This is a genomic window from Brucella sp. TWI559, assembly GCF_039674265.1.
GTDB lineage: Bacteria > Pseudomonadota > Alphaproteobacteria > Rhizobiales > Rhizobiaceae > Brucella > Brucella chromiisoli.
Genome location: NZ_JBDJNE010000002.1, coordinates 145,083 through 162,160 on the forward strand (window position 1 = coordinate 145,083; position 17,078 = coordinate 162,160).

Below are 17,078 nucleotides of genomic sequence, written 5' to 3' on the forward strand. Positions count from 1 at the left end.
AGATGATTCTGTAAAAAGATCATACTTCGGAGAGTGCGATGAATTGGGTGTCGGTTGCGATTGCAGCGATTGTGACATGGGGTGCTGCGACACAGGCATGTGCCGCGCCAAAAGACAGCCTTGTTCTGGCAATCGGCGGCGAGCCGGATAATGGATTTGATCCTCTGGCGGGTTGGGGTGGCTATGGAAACCCCTTGTTTCAATCGACCCTTTTGCGGCGCGATGTTGATCTTGGCACTGTCCCTGATCTTGCAACCGAGTGGAAACTCTCCGACGATCGTAAAGTCTGGATCATCAAGCTGCGTGACGATGTGCGCTTTTCCGATGGATCGCCGCTCACTGCGGAAGATGTTGCATTCACATTCAATACCGCCAAAGCATCAGCCAATGCGATTGATCTGAGTGTCATGGAAAAAGCGGAAGCCGTTGATAAAAACACGCTTCGTATTTCGCTCAATAAACCATGGATCACTTTTGTTGAGGCGTTTTACACACTCGGCATTGTTCCGGCTGCGACCTATGGAACGGAATATGCACGCAAGCCGATCGGCTCCGGGCCTTATAAACTGGTCGCGTGGAATGAAGGTGAACAGCTTATCGTCAAGCGCAATGACGCCTATTATGGTGACAAAGGACCGTTTGAGAAAATTACGTTCCTTTTCACGGGTGAAGCGCCGGGGCTTGCGGCTGCAAATGCTGGCGCGGTTGATATGGTTGCCGTTCCTGCACAGCTTGCCGATACCATTCCCAATGGATTTAAGGCTATACCGGTTCAGACCGTCGATAACAGAGGGCTCAGCCTGCCTTTTGTAAAGCCGCATGACGTGAATGGTCGCAAAGTGGGCAATGCAGTGACTTCCGATCCTGTCGTCCGCAAAGCGATCAATATGGGGCTGGATCGGAAGCTCATTGTCGATGTGGCGCTTCATGGTCATGGAACGCCAGCATTCGGTCCTGCCGATGGATTGCCGTGGGCAGGTAAGGCGGATACCGTCGAGTTCAATCTGGATGCTGCAAAAGCGCTGCTCGATGAAGCGGGCTGGGTTGCCGGTGATGATGGCATTCGATCCAAAGACGGCATAAGAGCCGCTTTCCCGATCAATTACCCTGCCAGTGATGCAACCCGGCAGGCATTGGCTGAGACATCAGCCGAATTACTGCGCCCATTGGGTATTGATGCGACGCCAAAAGGTGGAAGCTGGGACGCGATTGAACGCGTCATGCATTCCGAGCCTGTGGTTTTTGGCTTTGGCAGCCACTCACCCTACCAGCTTTATAGCCTCTTTGCTGAAAAGCTGCGCGGGGTCGAATATATGAACCCAAGCTATTATGCGAACAGCCAGGTTGAAGCGCTTTTTGAGAAAGCGCAGGGCGCAGAAAGTCTTGAAGCTTCGCTGTCTTATTGGTCGCAGGCCGCTGATTATTACGGTCTGAAGGGCGACAATTCATGGGCGTGGCTGGTCAATCTCGATCATGTCTATCTGGCCAATAAGTGTCTCGATATTGGAAAAACCCAGATCGAACCGCATGGGCATGGCTGGCCGGTGACTGCAACAATTGCAAACTGGCGGTGGACCTGCGAGTGAATGTTGCAATCATCACTTTAATTGTATTGCGGGTTTTGCGCCTTGGCGCCTTGGTCGTGTGCGTTGCTTTCGCAGTGTTTTTGCTGATGAAAGCTTCGCCGATCGATCCGGTTGACGCTTATCTCGGACCGGCCATGGCCTATGTCGGTCCTGAACAGAAGATGCAGATTGCCGCCATCTGGGGGCTGGATCGTCCTATTTATGAGCAGTTTGCGCGATGGGCAGGAAATATTCTGTCGGGCGATCTGGGTTTCAGCATCACATACAACGCACCGGTAAGCGAAGTAATGAGCAGCCGCATTGGCGCGTCGCTGACATTGACGGGGCTTGCATGGCTTTTGTCCGGTCTTCTTGGCTTTGCCCTTGGACTGGTTTCAGCAGCCTATGAGGGGCGCTGGATCGACCGCACCATCCGATTGTACTGTTATATTCTTGCGGCAACGCCAACGTTCTGGCTCGCCATGCTGATGCTGGCGCTGTTCTCGGTTAAGCTCGGCTGGACACCAATCTGTTGCGCAGGTCCGATTGGCGTTCCTTCTGAACAGGTGAGTTTTCTTGAGCGTGTCCAGCATCTGATATTGCCATTATCGGCATTGACGCTTTTCGGGGTTGCGCAGATTGCTCTGCACTCCCGTGCCAAGCTTATTGAAGTGCTGCAATCGGATTATATCACGTTTGCGCGTGCCCAAGGCGCGCGTCAGGGCGACATTATCCTGCGTCACGGTGTTCGAAATGCCGCTTTACCAGCCCTGACGGTGCTCTTTGCTTCAATAGGCGAGATTTTTGGCGGGGCCATTTTGGCCGAACAGGTTTTTGCATGGCCGGGATTGGGACGTGCCACGGTTGAAGCAGGCATTCGGGGCGATGTGGCTCTGCTGCTTGCCATCGCAATGCTCATGACTGTGATTGTTTCGACCGGGAATATGATTGCCGATCTTCTGTATCGCATTGTTGATCCACGACTGAGAGAGGGAGCATGATGTTCATCCCTCTCAATGGACGCATACGCGCATTGATCAGTGCGCTGTTTTCGCTGGCAATAATCGTTGCGATCTCTATTGCTGCATGGGCCTATGGTGAAACGGGTATTCGCTCCGATTTTGCGATACGCAATATGGAACCCTCCCTTTCGCACTGGTTTGGAACGGATCAGATGGGACGGGATATGTTTGCCCGTACATTGCACGGTCTTACGCTGAGCCTGCGCGTTGGAATTCTTGCCGCAGGCTTTTCCGTGGTCATCGCCCTTGTGATTGTCCTTTTATCAGGCCTTGGTAAAACTGCGGATGCGATTGGCAGTTTTGTCACCGATGGCATGCTGGCTATGCCGCATTTTGTTTTGCTTATTCTTATAAGTTTCGCACTGGGTGGCGGTACGGGGGCAGTTATTATCGCCGTTGCGATCTCTCACTGGCCACGTTTCGCGCGTATTCTGCGCGCTGAACTCATACAGGTGCGTGCCGCACCTTTTGTCGAAGCATCGCGCAGTTTTGGAAAATCGCGCCACTTTATCTTGATAAACCACATTCTTCCGCATCTGTTGCCGCAAATGCTTGTTGGCTTTCTGCTGATGTTTCCGCATGCAATTTTGCATGAAGCCGGTCTGACCTTTCTGGGATTTGGGCTTGAACCATCGCGGCCAGCCATTGGCATTATGCTCTCAGAAGCGATGCGTCATATCAGCGGTGGCCGTTGGTGGCTGGCGCTTTTTCCCGGTTTGGCTTTGTTGATCATGGTGCTGTGCTTTGACGTGCTCGCTAATGGATTGCGCCGCCTGACCAGTCCGAGGGAGGCTCAGACCTGATGCTTGAAATCAATAATCTTTGCGTTTCGTTTCGTCGCTATAACGGTTTTTTTAGTCAGGATATGATTACCCGGCTGTCGGATGTTCACCTCAATATTGCGCCGGGCGAGATTGTTGCAATGATCGGGCATTCAGGGGCCGGGAAAAGTCTGCTTGCTCATGCGATTTTGGGACTTTTGCCAAACAATGCCATTGCGGAAGGTGATATTTATTTTCACGGAAAACCGTTGTGCAAGAAGAGCTTGAGTGAAAAGCGTGGCCGGGAAATCGCGCTTCTGCCACAACAAACGACTTATCTTGATCCAACGGCAAGTGTCGGTGCGCTGATTGGCTGGGCCGCAAACCGCGCTGGCAAGCCGCCTGCGATTGAAAGTCGCCTGATGGATGTGGGCTTGAGTGCTGATGTTGCCCGCCTTTATCCGCATCAGCTTTCAGGAGGCATGGCGCGGCGCGTTTTGATGGCACAGGCGATCTCCGGCGGGGCTAAATTGCTGATCGCAGATGAGCCGACAGCAGGGCTGGATCCCACCAATCGCGATATTATTCTGGCTAAACTGCGCAAACATGCTGATGAAGGCGGTGCCGTCTTGCTCATCACACATGATTTGATTCCTGTGCTTTCCTATGCGGATCGTATTGCGATTCTGAATGACGGGAAAATGTGTTGTCTGGCGCCAACATCAGCCTTCAGCGGAAGAGGAGAAACGCTCGGTTCTACCTATGCGCAATCACTCTGGCGTGCGCTGCCACAAAATGACTTCCATGCCTATGCTTGAAGCAAAAAACATCACGGCCGGCTATGGCAAACGAACGATCTTCACCAATGTTTCGCTGAGCCTGAGTGCGGGAACAATCTATTGTATTTCGGGACCATCGGGCTGCGGCAAGACCACGTTGGGGCGTATTCTTGCGGGGCTGAACCGTCCTGTTTCCGGTACGGTCTCTTTTGGTCAGCAAAACCTATCGGACGCAAAACTTTGGCCGGTACAATATCTCTATCAGTCGCCGCTTGCAGCGATGAATCCACGCTGGCAGATCCGAAAAATCATTGCTGAATCTGGTCCGGTCGATCCCGATATTGCGCGGACCCTTGGCGTTGAAACAGAATGGGAAAACCGTTATCCGCACGAGTTGTCAGGCGGACAATTACAGCGTGTCTCAATCCTGCGCGCACTTGGCGCAAAACCTGCATTTTTGATTGCTGATGAAATTACCTCGGCGCTCGACCCCGTTGCACAAGCACAGATATGGCAACTTTTGTCGATGCTTGCAGAGAAGCACAGTCTTGGTATTGTCGCGATCAGCCATGATGAGAGCCTGCTTTCAAGAATAGCTGGCGCAAACAATCATTTCCGATTGGGTCGGTAGAGACGTGGACAAAAAAAGCCGGGAAAAATTCCCGGCTTTCTGACTATTATGCAATCACACAGGTAATCTCTGGCGGACCAAGGTCGTCCAATACGAAGCTCCCCAGGCAATCACATCGTCGTTAAAGTCATATTCCGGGTGGTGCAGATTGGCACTTGGACCATTGCCAATATTGATCATTGCGCCCGGCACTTCATTGAGCATGAATGCAAAATCTTCGCCGCCAAGAGTGGCGGGCATGTCGCGCGCGACGCGGTCTGCACCGGAAACCGCCTCAGCGGCGAGGGCTGCCAGTTCGGTTTCACGTTCGTGATTGATGGTGACGGGATAATTACGCTGATAATCAAGTGTGGCCTTCGCGCCAAAAGCATCAGCAATACCAGCAACAGCACGCGTCAGCCGCTCCTCGATGTGATTGCGCACTTCTTCGCGCAATGTGCGGACTGTACCGGTCAATTTAATCTTCTGCGGAATGACATTAAAGGCGTCACCGCCATGAAGCGTGGTGATCGAAATGACGGCGGAATCAAGCGGATCGATGGTGCGTGCGCTCAAGGTCTGAATCGCCTGAATAAGCGCTGCCGTCACCGGAATTGGGTCAATCGTATGATGCGGAGAGGCGGCATGTCCGCCAACACCTTCGATGGTTATCTCCAGCACATCGACCGAGCCCATGATCGGACCGGAGTTGATAATGAAGTCACCGACCGGCAGGTTTGGACGGTTATGCATGCCGTAAACTTCATTGACCGGCCAGCGCTTGAAAAGGCCGTCATCAATCATCGCTTTGGCACCCGCGCCGCCTTCTTCCGCCGGCTGGAAGATCACAATGACGGTGCCGTCGAAAGCGCGGCTTTTTGCCAGTTCACGTGCCGCGCCTAAAAGCATCGTCGTGTGACCATCATGGCCGCAGGCATGCATTTTACCCGGAATTTTTGAGGCCCATTCAGCGCCGGTTTCTTCATGGATTGGCAGCGCGTCCATATCGGAGCGAAGGGCAATAGCGCGGCCTGATTTGTTGGTCTGGCCGTGAATGACACCGACAACGCCGGTGCGGCCAATGCCGGTCACGACTTCATCAAGGCCTGCCGCACGCAGCGCTTCCGCGACTTTTTCCGCTGTGCGATGAACATCATAGAGCAGTTCCGGATTTTCATGCAGATCACGTCGGAAGGCAATCAGTTCGTCGAGCTGGTTCGAGGTCCAGTTTTCAACCGGCATATCAGGCTCCTTTTTCTGCAGCGTCGAGTGTGTATCGGAAGTCGCAATGACTTGCGCCCTGCATGATGGTCTGGGTGCGTTCAAGCTTCATTTCCGGATTGTAGCCAATGCAGAAATCGCCATCGCGATTACATGATAGAAGGTGCCCGATATGGCCCAGTCCCATATCCCGGTACATTTCTGAATAGCGGCAGCGCTTTACATTGAAATCGAAATGATCTTTACCCTGTGACAGCACTTCAATTTCCAGCGCATCATCCTTGGTCCAAAGCGGTAGAATATCGGCAAAGTCCTGAAGGTCCGGCGTGTGGCCCAGTTCCTGCGCAAAACTGCGACCCTGTTCAATCGCCGAGCGCGTTACCGCTTCGCCGATGGCAGCCTGAGCTTCTTCCTCGCCTGACCGCTCGCGAAGAACCTCATAAACATTTTTAAGAACAAGCGCCTCAATGCGGCGACGTTCGAGAATTGGCATCTGATTCATGGATCAACCTTTCGCATGAATGTTATTCAACTTCGCTTATAACTGAGGCTCTGTTTTATCCTTACGCCGCAACCAGGCGAGATAGAACGGCGCAATCTTTCGCGCAATTTTGTGGAAGGGCAGAGGGGCAGGGTCTGAAATCGGAAGTGCGAGCTCCTGTAATGGTTCGCCATCAAGCGCGCGTGCAAATTCGCGTCCAAGTGCTGTGCCAAGCGCGACCCCGCGGCCATTGCAGCCTATCCATGCCCAGCCGTTGGTTCCAAGCTGATGCATGCGCGGAAAGCGATCCCACGTCATGCCGATATAGCCGCTCCAGACATGGGTAATTTCGGGTTCACCCAAGGCCGGAAATGCTTCTGCCATATTGCGGGCGGCTTTGCGTTTGACGCGTTCGGCAACATTATAATCACCCATCACCACGCCGCCGGTGATCAGCCGGTTACGCGAGTCATAGCGGAAAAAGCGCAGATCGCCGCGTGTATCAGAGACGGCCTGACGGCCCGGAAGAATTGTTGCACGCAGAGTATCACTGAGCGGGGCCGTTGCCATTTGCCATGAAAGAACCGGCACGATGGAGCGCGCCAGACGCGGTGCAAGGCTTTCACGCAGTTCGCCTGTATAGGCATTGGTTGCAAGCAAAAAGCCTTTTGCACGAACCGTTGCATTACCAACGCGCACGATCCAATGGTCGCCTGTTATTTCGAAAGATGTGACAGGGCTTTGCTCATGGATGATCGCGCCGTGACGCTCCGCAGCAGCGGCCAGACCACGCGCAAGGGCGAGCGGATTGATGTGGCCACCCGTTGGGTTAAACATGCCACCATACCAGAAATCGCTGCCCAACAACTTCGATGTCGCGGCGCTATCAAGATATTGCGCTGGAAAGCCGAACCGCTTCCATGCCTCCACACGTGATTGCGATAGTTTCACACGGCCCGGTGAATGCGCAGGCTGGAACCAGCCGGTCTGTTCAGCCTCCGCATGGATGTTTTCGTCACGGATGATGGAAAAAAGAATGTCGGCACTGTTGCCGATCAATTTTGCAAACCGTGTTCCGGCATCGCCATACCGTGCGGCAATGGCGTCTGGTTCTGCGGCGGTCATTGTCGGAATAACCTGACCATTGTTGCGTCCCGATGCACCCCAGCCAACAGCCTTTGCTTCAAGCAGGATCACCCGTTTGCCACGTTTCGCAAGATGAAGTGCTGCTGATAGGCCCGTGAAGCCACCGCCTACAATGACGAAATCCGCTTCCGCATCGGCTTTGATTGGCGCAGAAGGAACGCGCTCGGGTGCGGTTGCAGCCCAGATGGAAGGAGGAAATTGGATATTCTGCATAGGGGCGTGAACCTTCATTCTGTGCTGTCAAAGCGCGGCGGCGTCCAGCTTTTGCCGGGGATTGAGGCAAGAAGGCGCTGTGTATATTCGTGCTGCGGATGAGCAAAAACTTCGGCTGTCGGTCCGGTTTCAGCAATTTCGCCTTTCGACATCACGATGATGCGGTCGCATAATTGGGATGCGACGCGCAGGTCATGTGTTACGAAAAGAAGCGAGAGGTTGAGCCGTTCACGCAGATCGGCAAGAAGCCGCAAGACCTGTGCCTGAACCGAGACATCAAGCGCGGAAACCGGCTCGTCAGCCACGATGATGCGTGGTTCCAGTGCCAATGCCCGTGCGATGCCAATGCGCTGGCGTTGGCCGCCGGAGAATTCGTGCGGGAAACGATCAGCCGCAGCCGGTGAAAGCTCGACCAGTTCAAGCAGGTCGCGCGCTTTCGCATGCGCCTGTCTTTTTGGCATACCGTGGACGATTGGTCCCTGTGCAATCAGATCGACGACACGGCGGCGAGGATTGAGTGATGCCATCGGGTCCTGAAAGACCATTTGAATATCCTTGCGCATGGCGCGCACTTCGCGCGGGCTTGCACTGAGGAAATCGCGGCCATTCAAATCGACCTTACCGCTGTCCGCTTCCAGAAGCCGCGTGACAATGCGCGAGACGGTGGTCTTGCCAGAGCCGCTTTCGCCGACCACACCGAGCGTTTCGCCTTGTCGCAGTTCGAAGGACAAGTCTTTTACAGCTGGCACAGCACTGCGTTTGCCACTGAATATTCCACCGCGCGCCCTGAATGTTTTGGACAAAGCATCCGCTTTAAGAACGACGGGCTGAGCATCACCGAATGGTCGAACGGCAGGTGGTATCAGCGCGGGAACGGCTGCGATAAGGGCTTTCGTATAGGGATGTTGCGGGTTGTTGAGCACATCCTTTGCTGGCCCTTCCTCAACAAGTTCTCCAAGCCTGAGCACAGCAACGCGATCGGCAATTTCTGCCACCACGCCAAAATCATGCGTAATGAACAAAATACCGGTGCTCTGTTCGCGTTGCAGATCACGGATGAGTTTGAGAATCTGCGCTTGTGTGGTCACATCAAGCGCAGTGGTTGGCTCGTCCGCGATGAGAAGGCGTGGCTTGAGGATCAGCGCCATGGCGATCATTACGCGCTGACGCTGCCCGCCGGAAATCTGGTGGGGATAGGCATTATAGGCCGACTGCGGATCGGGAATTTTGACGTCATGCAAAATGTCCATAACTGCGGTGCGACGCTCTTTTCGGCCAAGCCTGGTGTGTAGCCGCAGCACTTCATCAATCTGCCAGCCAACCGTCTTTTGCGGATTAAGCGCTGTCATCGGTTCCTGAAAAATCATGCCGATGCGGTTTCCCCGCAGAGCCTTCATTTCCTTTTCGCTCAGCGCGTAAAGATCGGTGCCTTCAAGCAGAACCGTGCCATTGGTAACGCGCACATGTGGTTCGGGCAGTAGGCGCATGATCGCGCCTGCGGAGAGCGACTTGCCTGAACCGCTCTCACCAACGAGGCAGACAATCTCACCCGGATTGACGGTTAATGTCAGGTCATGCAAGGCAAACGGACGGTCCGCACCGGTTGGGAGCGCTATTTGTAGATTTTTAATTTCAAGAACCGGGCTGGCTGTCATTTTTTCTGTCTCGGATTAAGCGCATCGTTGAGTCCCTCGCCGAGCAGACTGAAGGAGAGGACGGTCAGCAGAATGGCAATGCCGGGAATGACCGAGCAGAACCAGTCTGTGCGCAACACCGCGCGGCCCTGACCGATCATGTTGCCCCAGCTTGCATAATTGGGATCGCCCAGACCAAGAAACGCCAATGCGCTTTCCATCAGAATGGCTGTTGCCATCACAACGGATGCAAAAACGATCACCGGCGGCAATGCATTGGGCAGAATTTCGCGGAAAATGATCGATGCGTTTCCAATACCTAAGTTGCGCGCCGCATCGACAAACTCACGTTTGCGAAGGGCCAGAAATTCAGCGCGTACCATGCGCGCAGGTGCCGTCCATGAAACAATGCCGATGCAAATGATAATGTTCTCAATGGATGATCCGAAGATTGCTACCAGTGCCAGCAACAAAACGAAACTTGGAACCGTCTGGAAAGCTTCTGTAACGCGCATCAGAACATCATCGACCCATCCGCCATAATAGCCGGCAAAGGCGCCAATCAGCACCCCGATGAAGATGGAAATGAGTGTGGCCACCACGCCGATCAGCAATGATATGCGGGCACCGTGAAAAATGCCGGACATGATGTCACGACCAAGCTGGTCAGTTCCGAGCGGTGTAGCCATATTCACGAATGGCCAGACAAGCGGATCACCGGCACGGCGCAGCGGATCGCCGGGTGTGATCACGTCAGCGAAAACTGCGATCAGCACAACAAGAATGAAAAGCAAAAGACCGAGCACGGCAGCGCGGTTGCGTTTGAACCTCTGCCAAAGAATCTTTGTGCGGGAGGCCTGCGGGCGCGGGAGAGTGAAGTCTTGCGATGTCATGACAATTCGATCCTGGAATCAAGCCGCGCATAGATAAGATCGGTGAGGAAATTGACGATGATGACAAGAATGGAGCACAGGAAGATAATGCCCATCAATGTGTTTATATCGCGCTTTATCACCGACATATAAGCAAGCTGGCCAAGTCCCGGTAGAGAGAAGATTGTCTCAATAACCACGGAGCCGCCAAGCACGGTGGAGAATTGAAGTCCGAGCAATGTGACAACCGGCAACAGCGCATTGCGCATGATGTGGTGAAACATAAGACGTGTGCCACTTGCACCCTTTGCGCGTGCGGTGCGCACATAATCAAGGTCTTCGACTTCCAGAACGCTGGTGCGCATCAAGCGCATATAAAATGCCAGATAAATCAGTGCCAGCGCTGTGGTTGGCATGATGAGGTGCATTGCAATATCGACCACATTATCCCAGCCCGAATAGAAGGCACCCAGCGTCTTCAATCCGCCCACCGGCAGCCAGCCAAGCTTGACGGAAAACACCAGCATCAGAAGAAGGCTGAAGAAAAAGCTCGGCATCGCATAGAAAATGAGGCCGAGTGTTGAGATTGCATTATCGGTCAGCGTATAGGCGCGGCGCGCAGCAATTGCGCCCAATGCAACGCCGAAAATAAAGGCCACCGAGAGCGAGGAAACCATCAGGAGCAATGTGGGCACCAGACGGCTCATCAGCACATCCCAGACGGGCAGCTCGTAAACATAAGACCAGCCAAAATCCAGTTGTGCGATTTTGCTCATATAAAGCCCGAGTTGCATCCACACAGCCTGGTCAAGACCATATTCGGTCCGCAGATTGGCAACGAATTGCGGGTCCGCCCCGCCCATGTCGCCGACAAGCGCGTCAACAGTATCGCCGGGGGCAAGCTTTATAATCAGAAACGACCCGATCATGATGAGAAGTATGACGGGGATCGCCTGCAAAATGCGCCGCAGCGCAAAACGCAAAAGGGGAGGCAGGGGCATGACGGAGCATCCGATGGATTTTATAGGCAATACCGCCGACGGAATGTCCATCGACGGTATTGTTTGTTCAGTTTATTGGTCGATCCACAGATCGTACCAGCTTGAAGAATCCCAACGTGGCGTGTTGTGGTGGTTCTTCAAAGCCTTGTTGGTGACGCCGATGAACGGATGCTCAATGGCGAAAATAACCGGCAGATCTTTCATTTCGAGCTGCTGAACCTGATGGTAAAGCGCTGCACGCTTTGCAGGGTCTAGCTGGGATGCGGCCTGATCGATCAGACTGTCCATTTCGTCCGACTTGTAATCGAACTGGTTTGACCATGCGGTCCCGGCCGGAGTGCCGGACCGCAGCCAGACTGTGGTTGAGACGGCCGGATCCGAACGGAATTGGTGCCAGCCACTGGCCGTGTCAAAATCATGATCGCGATAGACACCATTGAGGAAGCCCGGCGCATCATTGGTCACGAGCTGAACATCGATGCCCACTTCTTTCATGGCCTGCGCATAATATTCAGACCAGAGCTGGGTATATTCGCCCCATGGTGCTGCGCGATGGCGCAATTTGAAGCGGATGCCGTCCGGCCCTGCTGGATATCCAGCTTCATCAAGCAGTTGCTTGGCTTTTTCAACATCATAAGGATAGGTCTGAACCTGATCGGTGTAATTTGCACCACCCGAGCTTGGGATCGGGCCACGGCCCGGCTTGGCATAGCCCCGCATGATCGACTGGATCGCAAAATCGATGTCGAGGGCATGGTAGATCGCCTGACGAACTTTCAGATTTGCTAGGATCGGATTGCGCAGATTAAATTCAACGGTCGAGTGAGCGACGTTGTTTTCAAAGCCTTTGGTGCCTGTGTCGAAACGGCCATCTTTTGCAAGGCGCTCTGTATCCGACATGGAGATGCCGTTGAAAGCAGTTTCCATGATTTCGCCTGATTCAAGCGCTGCTGCAGCGGCCGCCTTGTCTGGCATGAAGCGCCAGATTACGCGATCAAGATACGGATATTCCTTTCCGCGCCAGTAATCGTCATTGCGCTGAGCAATGATGTGCTGTCCGCGCTCATATTCAACGAATTTGAATGGGCCAGTGCCGACAGGTGCCGAGTTATACTTGTTCTTGAGGATATCGGTGCCTTCATAAAGGTGCTTGGCGACAGGATGGCCAAGGTCAGGCATCGCGGCGACCAGAAGATCAAGCGGCATCGGTTTTGAATAACGGAAAACAGCCGTGTGCGGGTCTGTGCAATCGACAGCTTCCAGATTGGCCTGAAGCGTTGTCGAATAGTTGAGCAGCTTCTTCCACAGATTCATCGCACTGAACGAAACATCATCGCAGGTGAAAGGCTCGCCATCATGCCAGCGTACATTTTCGCGCAGCTTAAAAGTAATTTCCTTGCCGTCTTCCGATGAAGCCCAGCTTGTCGCCAGCACAGGCACATAGCCTTCATAGGTGCGGTCGATCAGTGGCTCCATGATACGGCCCGTGATCTGATAAATACCTGTGGAGGCACGCAAGGCCGGATTAAGGATACCCTGCTCGGTATTCATATGGACGATGACTGTGCCGCCGCGTTTCACGTCTTCGGCATGGGAGGGTGCCGTTGTGAGCGAAAAAGCAGCGAGAAACAGGCCAAGGCCAGCTTTCCTGATATGCATTGATGTTCCCCTAAAAGAACGTTGAGGGAGGGCTTTCCAGCCTCTTTTCCCGCAGGTTCCATTCTTGTTCAAGTCCCTGATTTTGCTAGAAAATGCCTGATTCCAGCTTGAATGTTCTATGCAAGCACGCCTATGCTAGAATCTATATGAAAAATGTCAATATAAACTAACATTTGTCTCAAAAATGGAAAATTATATCGGAATTTCTGCGTTAATAAGTCTCAATTTCTTCAACGCAGGTTTGTCACGGCGCGCGTTGCGTTGCTTTGCATAAGTGTGTGCCATAACTTTCGCTGAAAGAACGAATTCACTGCCTGTAAAGAAAAAGGAGAGCTTGTATGTCCCATCCTGTCAAAGGTGTTGATCACATCTTCCTGCTTGTTAAAAATCTGGAGCAGAGTGCTGAGCAATATCGCCGTCTTGGTTTTACGCTCAGCCCTCGTGGTCTTCACAGCAAGGAAAAAGGCTCCGGCAATTATACAATCATGTTCCCGAAGGATTATTTCGAGCTTTTGGGTATGGTTGCTGAAACGCCCGGAAATCTGCATCTGCGTGAGAAGCTTTCTGCACAGGGGGAAGGTGTGCATGCCGTAGCCTGCCGCATTGATAGCGCGTCACAGGCTAAAGCGGAACTGGCGGCTCTTGGACTTGAAACAGGGAACGTGGGGGCCTTTTCGCGTCCGGTTCAGTTGCCGAATGGCGGTGAGGGCGTTGCGGCTTTTGAGACTGTTTCATTTGCCGATCAGGAAGTGCCGCAGGGCATGGTTTTCATGTGCCAGCATAAGACACGTGAGACTGTTTGGCTTCCTGAGTTGATCGAGCATGAAAATGGTGCAAACGGATTATCGGCAGTGCTGGCAGTTTCTACTGATCCTGAAGCATCGGCTAACGGCTTTGCAAAGCTTTTTGCTGAAGGAAAAGCAACGGGCAGCGGCGGCGAGTGGCGCGTTTCCACGGGGCCGGACTCTGCTGATATTCTTGTTTATGACCGCCCTCATGCGGAGCAACTCTATGGAGCTGCGGCGTTGGACAAGACTTCGGTTCAAGCATTTTCCGGCTTGCGTCTTCGCGTAGCATCGCTCGACAAGACCCGCGCAGTTCTTAATGCCAATCATGTCCCTTATACTGAAAGATCAGGCAATATTGTCATTTCACCCGATGAGGCGAATGGGACAATTCTCGAATTTACGCTCTGAATGACAGCATTATCCGACCGGGTGGAACAATGGTCGGATTAGATTCTATCTGCATTCATTTTATCCATAGTACAGCGCATGCGAGACGGACGAGGCCCATGAAGGTGTCAGCGTTTTCTCGCATCGCAATGCAATACGGCGATATCGCTTCAACTTGTTGAAAAAGCGCTCAATCTGATGATATTCTTTATAGATCCTCCAGTCTATAATGGGATGTTGGAGCGCGTGGGTTGGTGTTTAGTTCCTGCCATTGATGGATTGGGTTCAACTTGATGTCTCTGGCTCTAACGTCCAGTCTTTGCAGCTGCATCGGTAAGGCTTGCGTTCTCTCGGTCTCTTAATCTTGCGGGTAAAGTTGGACGCCGAGATATAGTTTCCGTGGTGGTGATGTAACTGTTCATGATTGTCGAAATGATAGCGTTTGACGGTTGCGTCTTCGATGGCTCTGTTCATCCGTTCGACGTGTCAGTTCGCCAATAGATGCTTTGGCTTGGTTAGCGTAGCTCCGACTTCGTGCAGCGGCGGAAGCTTGCTATCGCTGTATTAAGCCACAGATCACATGCGTGGTCGTGGCGCTGCGGTGTAAAGCCTGTCCCATTGCGCTTTCTCACCCAGACATAACCCTGAATTACAGGTTCCATCAGTTGCTGACAATGCGGGTTTGCGTAGTTCGCCACGCCAACGTGCAGATAAATTGAAATGTAAGAGAAAAACCACAAGCCTTGATGGTAAATCTTTGAACAAGTGCTTTTGTCAAAGTGGCCAAAGCAAAGGCAACGCAATGCTCTTACCAAGGCGTAGGGAGGAAGCCGCGATGGCGTTTACAAAGCGCTTAAAAACACTCCCTCACAAATTAGTTTAATTTTGACGTTTACGGAAACGTCAAAGTGCGCTAGTTTTGCCAAGAAGTTGGACTCTCGTCATCGGTTTTTGAGTTGCGGGAGCTTCAGAAGTGGAAAATGGCTGGTTTTTTGAGTTTTTGGCCCCATTTTTGACATGGAGATTACTCTGTCACGCATTTGAGCACTTCGTATGACAGACGTACCAAACACGCAGTTGGAAGCCTGTTTCGCTTCATGCGGGACTGAGCGGGTTATTGATTTGGAGGATTTCGATGCCGAGCTATCGCGCGCCAGTTGAGGATACAAATTTCGTTCTCAATGACGTTCTGAATTATCAGCGTTATAATAATTTGCCGGGCTTTGCTGACGCATCGCCTGATGTGGTCGAGGCGATCCTGTCCGAAGGCGCGAAGCTTGCCGAAGGCACGCTGTTTCCTGTCAATCATTCAGGCGACAGGCAAGGCTGCGTTCGCGCATCCGATGGCTCGGTGAAAACCCCTGAGGGCTTCAAAGCCGCTTATGACCAGTATCGCGAAGGTGGCTGGCTCGGTTTGGCCGTGCCTGAACAATATGGCGGGCAGGGGCTTCCTTATCTCCTGCATACAGCGGTTGGTGAATATATGTCGTCAGCCAATATGGCACTGACCATGTATCCGGGCCTGACGCAGGGTGCGATTGCCGCGATCCTGACCCACGGTACGGATGCGCAAAAAGACACCTATCTGCCAAAGATGGTGGAAGGCACATGGACTGGCACCATGAACCTGACCGAGCCGCATTGCGGAACGGATCTGGGTCTTCTGCGCACCAGTGCAACGCCGCAGGATGATGGTTCATACAAGATTTCCGGCCAGAAGATTTTCATCTCGGCTGGCGAACATGACATGTCGGAGAACATTATCCATCTGGTGTTGGCGCGTATTGATGGGGCACCGGAAGGTGTGAAAGGCATTTCGCTGTTCATCGTGCCGAAGTTCATTCTGGATGCTGATGGCAATCCGGGTGCGCGCAATGGTGTGTCGTGTGGTTCCATCGAAGAGAAGATGGGCATCCACGGCAATGCTACCTGTGTTATGAACTATGACGATGCGACAGGCTTCCTGATTGGTGAAGCGCATAAGGGCCTGCGCGCCATGTTCACCATGATGAATGAAGCGCGGCTTGGTGTTGCGCTTCAGGGGCTTTCGATTGCCGAAACTGCCTATCAGAACGCCGCGATTTATGCACGTGAGCGCATTCAGGGCCGCGCGCTTTCAGGTGTGAGCGCACCCGATAAGAAGGCTGATCCGATCATCGTGCATCCGGATATTCGTCGCAACCTGATGAATATCCGCGCTTATAACGAAGCCGGGCGTGCACTCATTCTGTGGACGGCGTTGAACTCCGATATTGCCCATCGTTCCGGCGATGAAGCAGAGCGCCAGGCTGCGGATGATCTCGTGGGGCTTTTGACGCCTGTGCTGAAAGGTGTTCTGACCGATAAAGGGTTTGAACACGCTGTCATGGCGCAGCAGGTGTTCGGTGGTCACGGCTATATCGAAGAGCATGGCATGAGCCAATATGTGCGCGATGCGCGCATTGCCATGATTTATGAAGGCGCCAACGGCATTCAGGCGCTCGATCTGGTTGGCCGCAAGCTTGCGCTGAATGGTGGCCGTGCGATCACTGCTTTCTTTAAGGAAGTGGGTGAGTTCTGCGAAGCCAATCGTGAGAATGAAAAGCTCTCATTCTTCACCAAGCATCTGAAGAAGGGCGTCAATGATCTTCAAGCCGCCACAATGTGGCTGATGCAGAACGCGATGGCAAAGCCTGACAATGCCGGTGCGGCATCCAATGATTATATGCACCTGTTTGGTCTGGTGGCACTTGGTTACATGTGGGCGCGCATGGCGAAGGTTGCAGAAGAAAAGCTGGCAGCGGGTGAAGGCAATAAGGCCTATCTTGAAGCCAAACTTATCACGGCACGCTACTATTTCGAGCGGATCATGCCGGAAAGTGTGGCGCATCTTGCACGTATCCAGTCAGGTGCGGATAGCATGATGGCGCTCAACGCAGACACATTTTGAGTGAGAGATC

At 53.1% G+C, this 17,078-nt stretch carries 14 protein-coding genes and 1 pseudogene; 7 read left to right on the top strand and 8 right to left on the bottom strand.

The genetic code is table 11. The annotated features are described in order from the left end of the window. The first annotated feature begins 38 nt into the window (after positions 1 to 38). From ABE530_RS04745 to ABE530_RS04765, 5 genes are all read left to right on the top strand, one after another. The gene (locus ABE530_RS04745) at positions 39 to 1,586 is read left to right on the top strand and encodes an ABC transporter substrate-binding protein (RefSeq protein ID WP_499693768.1); all 1,548 of its coding nucleotides are present in this window, start codon (positions 39 to 41) and stop codon (positions 1,584 to 1,586) included. Between the two features lie 86 nt (positions 1,587 to 1,672). Beyond that, the gene (locus ABE530_RS04750; RefSeq protein WP_499693769.1) at positions 1,673 to 2,566 is read left to right on the top strand and encodes an ABC transporter permease; all 894 of its coding nucleotides are present in this window, start codon (positions 1,673 to 1,675) and stop codon (positions 2,564 to 2,566) included. Beyond that, a complete protein-coding gene (locus tag ABE530_RS04755; protein ID WP_265985800.1) occupies positions 2,563 to 3,390 on the top strand; it encodes an ABC transporter permease in 828 nt (275 codons plus the stop codon). The genes ABE530_RS04750 and ABE530_RS04755 overlap by 4 nt, the downstream gene beginning before the upstream one ends. Beyond that, positions 3,390 to 4,166, top strand: a complete 777-nt coding sequence (locus ABE530_RS04760; RefSeq protein WP_499693770.1) for an ATP-binding cassette domain-containing protein — start codon at positions 3,390 to 3,392, stop codon at positions 4,164 to 4,166. The genes ABE530_RS04755 and ABE530_RS04760 overlap by 1 nt, the downstream gene beginning before the upstream one ends. Then, positions 4,159 to 4,758, top strand: coding sequence for an ABC transporter ATP-binding protein (locus tag ABE530_RS04765; RefSeq protein WP_499693771.1), 600 nt, complete (start codon positions 4,159 to 4,161; stop codon positions 4,756 to 4,758). Before ABE530_RS04760 ends, ABE530_RS04765 begins: the two co-directional genes overlap by 8 nt. A 54-nt stretch (positions 4,759 to 4,812) precedes the next feature. On the opposite strand, the gene ABE530_RS04770 is transcribed toward ABE530_RS04765, so the two are convergent. From ABE530_RS04770 to ABE530_RS04800, 7 genes are all read right to left on the bottom strand, one after another. Further along, positions 4,813 to 5,979, bottom strand: coding sequence for a M20 aminoacylase family protein (locus tag ABE530_RS04770; RefSeq protein ID WP_499693772.1), 1,167 nt, complete (start codon positions 5,977 to 5,979; stop codon positions 4,813 to 4,815). 1 nt (position 5,980) lies between these two features. After that, positions 5,981 to 6,460: an L-2-amino-thiazoline-4-carboxylic acid hydrolase gene (locus ABE530_RS04775; protein ID WP_396998475.1), complete on the bottom strand. Its 480-nt coding sequence runs from the start codon at positions 6,458 to 6,460 to the stop codon at positions 5,981 to 5,983. A 36-nt stretch (positions 6,461 to 6,496) separates the two neighbouring features. Next, positions 6,497 to 7,798 (bottom strand): NAD(P)/FAD-dependent oxidoreductase, encoded by a 1,302-nt coding sequence (locus ABE530_RS04780; protein WP_499693773.1) that lies wholly within the window; start codon positions 7,796 to 7,798, stop codon positions 6,497 to 6,499. A gap of 14 nt (positions 7,799 to 7,812) precedes the next feature. Then, a complete protein-coding gene (locus ABE530_RS04785) occupies positions 7,813 to 9,453 on the bottom strand; it encodes an ABC transporter ATP-binding protein (RefSeq protein WP_265985792.1) in 1,641 nt (546 codons plus the stop codon). Continuing rightward, positions 9,450 to 10,325: an ABC transporter permease gene (locus ABE530_RS04790; protein ID WP_499693774.1), complete on the bottom strand. Its 876-nt coding sequence runs from the start codon at positions 10,323 to 10,325 to the stop codon at positions 9,450 to 9,452. The genes ABE530_RS04785 and ABE530_RS04790 overlap by 4 nt, the downstream gene beginning before the upstream one ends. After that, positions 10,322 to 11,305, bottom strand: coding sequence for an ABC transporter permease (locus ABE530_RS04795; RefSeq protein ID WP_396998472.1), 984 nt, complete (start codon positions 11,303 to 11,305; stop codon positions 10,322 to 10,324). Before ABE530_RS04795 ends, ABE530_RS04790 begins: the two co-directional genes overlap by 4 nt. Before the next feature lie 72 nt (positions 11,306 to 11,377). Beyond that, the gene (locus tag ABE530_RS04800) at positions 11,378 to 12,964 is read right to left on the bottom strand and encodes an ABC transporter substrate-binding protein (protein ID WP_499693775.1); all 1,587 of its coding nucleotides are present in this window, start codon (positions 12,962 to 12,964) and stop codon (positions 11,378 to 11,380) included. A 338-nt stretch (positions 12,965 to 13,302) separates the two neighbouring features. On the opposite strand from ABE530_RS04800, the gene ABE530_RS04805 reads away from it, so the two are divergent. Further along, positions 13,303 to 14,160: a VOC family protein gene (locus ABE530_RS04805; RefSeq protein ID WP_265985786.1), complete on the top strand. Its 858-nt coding sequence runs from the start codon at positions 13,303 to 13,305 to the stop codon at positions 14,158 to 14,160. Positions 14,161 to 14,215: 55 nt separating this feature from the next. Here ABE530_RS04805 and ABE530_RS04810 read toward each other — a convergent pair. Continuing rightward, positions 14,216 to 14,408, bottom strand: a pseudogene (locus ABE530_RS04810) (IS5-like element IS711 family transposase); the annotation flags it as partial. Positions 14,409 to 15,274: 866 nt separating this feature from the next. Between ABE530_RS04810 and ABE530_RS04815 the strand changes: the two are divergent. Further along, positions 15,275 to 17,068, top strand: coding sequence for an acyl-CoA dehydrogenase C-terminal domain-containing protein (locus ABE530_RS04815; RefSeq protein ID WP_499693776.1), 1,794 nt, complete (start codon positions 15,275 to 15,277; stop codon positions 17,066 to 17,068). Positions 17,069 to 17,078: the final 10 nt, after the last annotated feature.

Coding starts and splice junctions, on each gene's coding strand:
- ABE530_RS04745 (WP_499693768.1), top strand. CDS start 39: ATGAATTGGGTGTCGGTTGCGATTGCAGCGATTGTGACATGGGGTGCT.
- ABE530_RS04750 (WP_499693769.1), top strand. CDS start 1,673: ATGAAAGCTTCGCCGATCGATCCGGTTGACGCTTATCTCGGACCGGCC.
- ABE530_RS04755 (WP_265985800.1), top strand. CDS start 2,563: ATGATGTTCATCCCTCTCAATGGACGCATACGCGCATTGATCAGTGCG.
- ABE530_RS04760 (WP_499693770.1), top strand. CDS start 3,390: ATGCTTGAAATCAATAATCTTTGCGTTTCGTTTCGTCGCTATAACGGT.
- ABE530_RS04765 (WP_499693771.1), top strand. CDS start 4,159: ATGCTTGAAGCAAAAAACATCACGGCCGGCTATGGCAAACGAACGATC.
- ABE530_RS04770 (WP_499693772.1), bottom strand. CDS start 5,979: ATGCCGGTTGAAAACTGGACCTCGAACCAGCTCGACGAACTGATTGCC.
- ABE530_RS04775 (WP_396998475.1), bottom strand. CDS start 6,460: ATGAATCAGATGCCAATTCTCGAACGTCGCCGCATTGAGGCGCTTGTT.
- ABE530_RS04780 (WP_499693773.1), bottom strand. CDS start 7,798: ATGCAGAATATCCAATTTCCTCCTTCCATCTGGGCTGCAACCGCACCC.
- ABE530_RS04785 (WP_265985792.1), bottom strand. CDS start 9,453: ATGACAGCCAGCCCGGTTCTTGAAATTAAAAATCTACAAATAGCGCTC.
- ABE530_RS04790 (WP_499693774.1), bottom strand. CDS start 10,325: ATGACATCGCAAGACTTCACTCTCCCGCGCCCGCAGGCCTCCCGCACA.
- ABE530_RS04795 (WP_396998472.1), bottom strand. CDS start 11,305: ATGCCCCTGCCTCCCCTTTTGCGTTTTGCGCTGCGGCGCATTTTGCAG.
- ABE530_RS04800 (WP_499693775.1), bottom strand. CDS start 12,964: ATGCATATCAGGAAAGCTGGCCTTGGCCTGTTTCTCGCTGCTTTTTCG.
- ABE530_RS04805 (WP_265985786.1), top strand. CDS start 13,303: ATGTCCCATCCTGTCAAAGGTGTTGATCACATCTTCCTGCTTGTTAAA.
- ABE530_RS04815 (WP_499693776.1), top strand. CDS start 15,275: ATGCCGAGCTATCGCGCGCCAGTTGAGGATACAAATTTCGTTCTCAAT.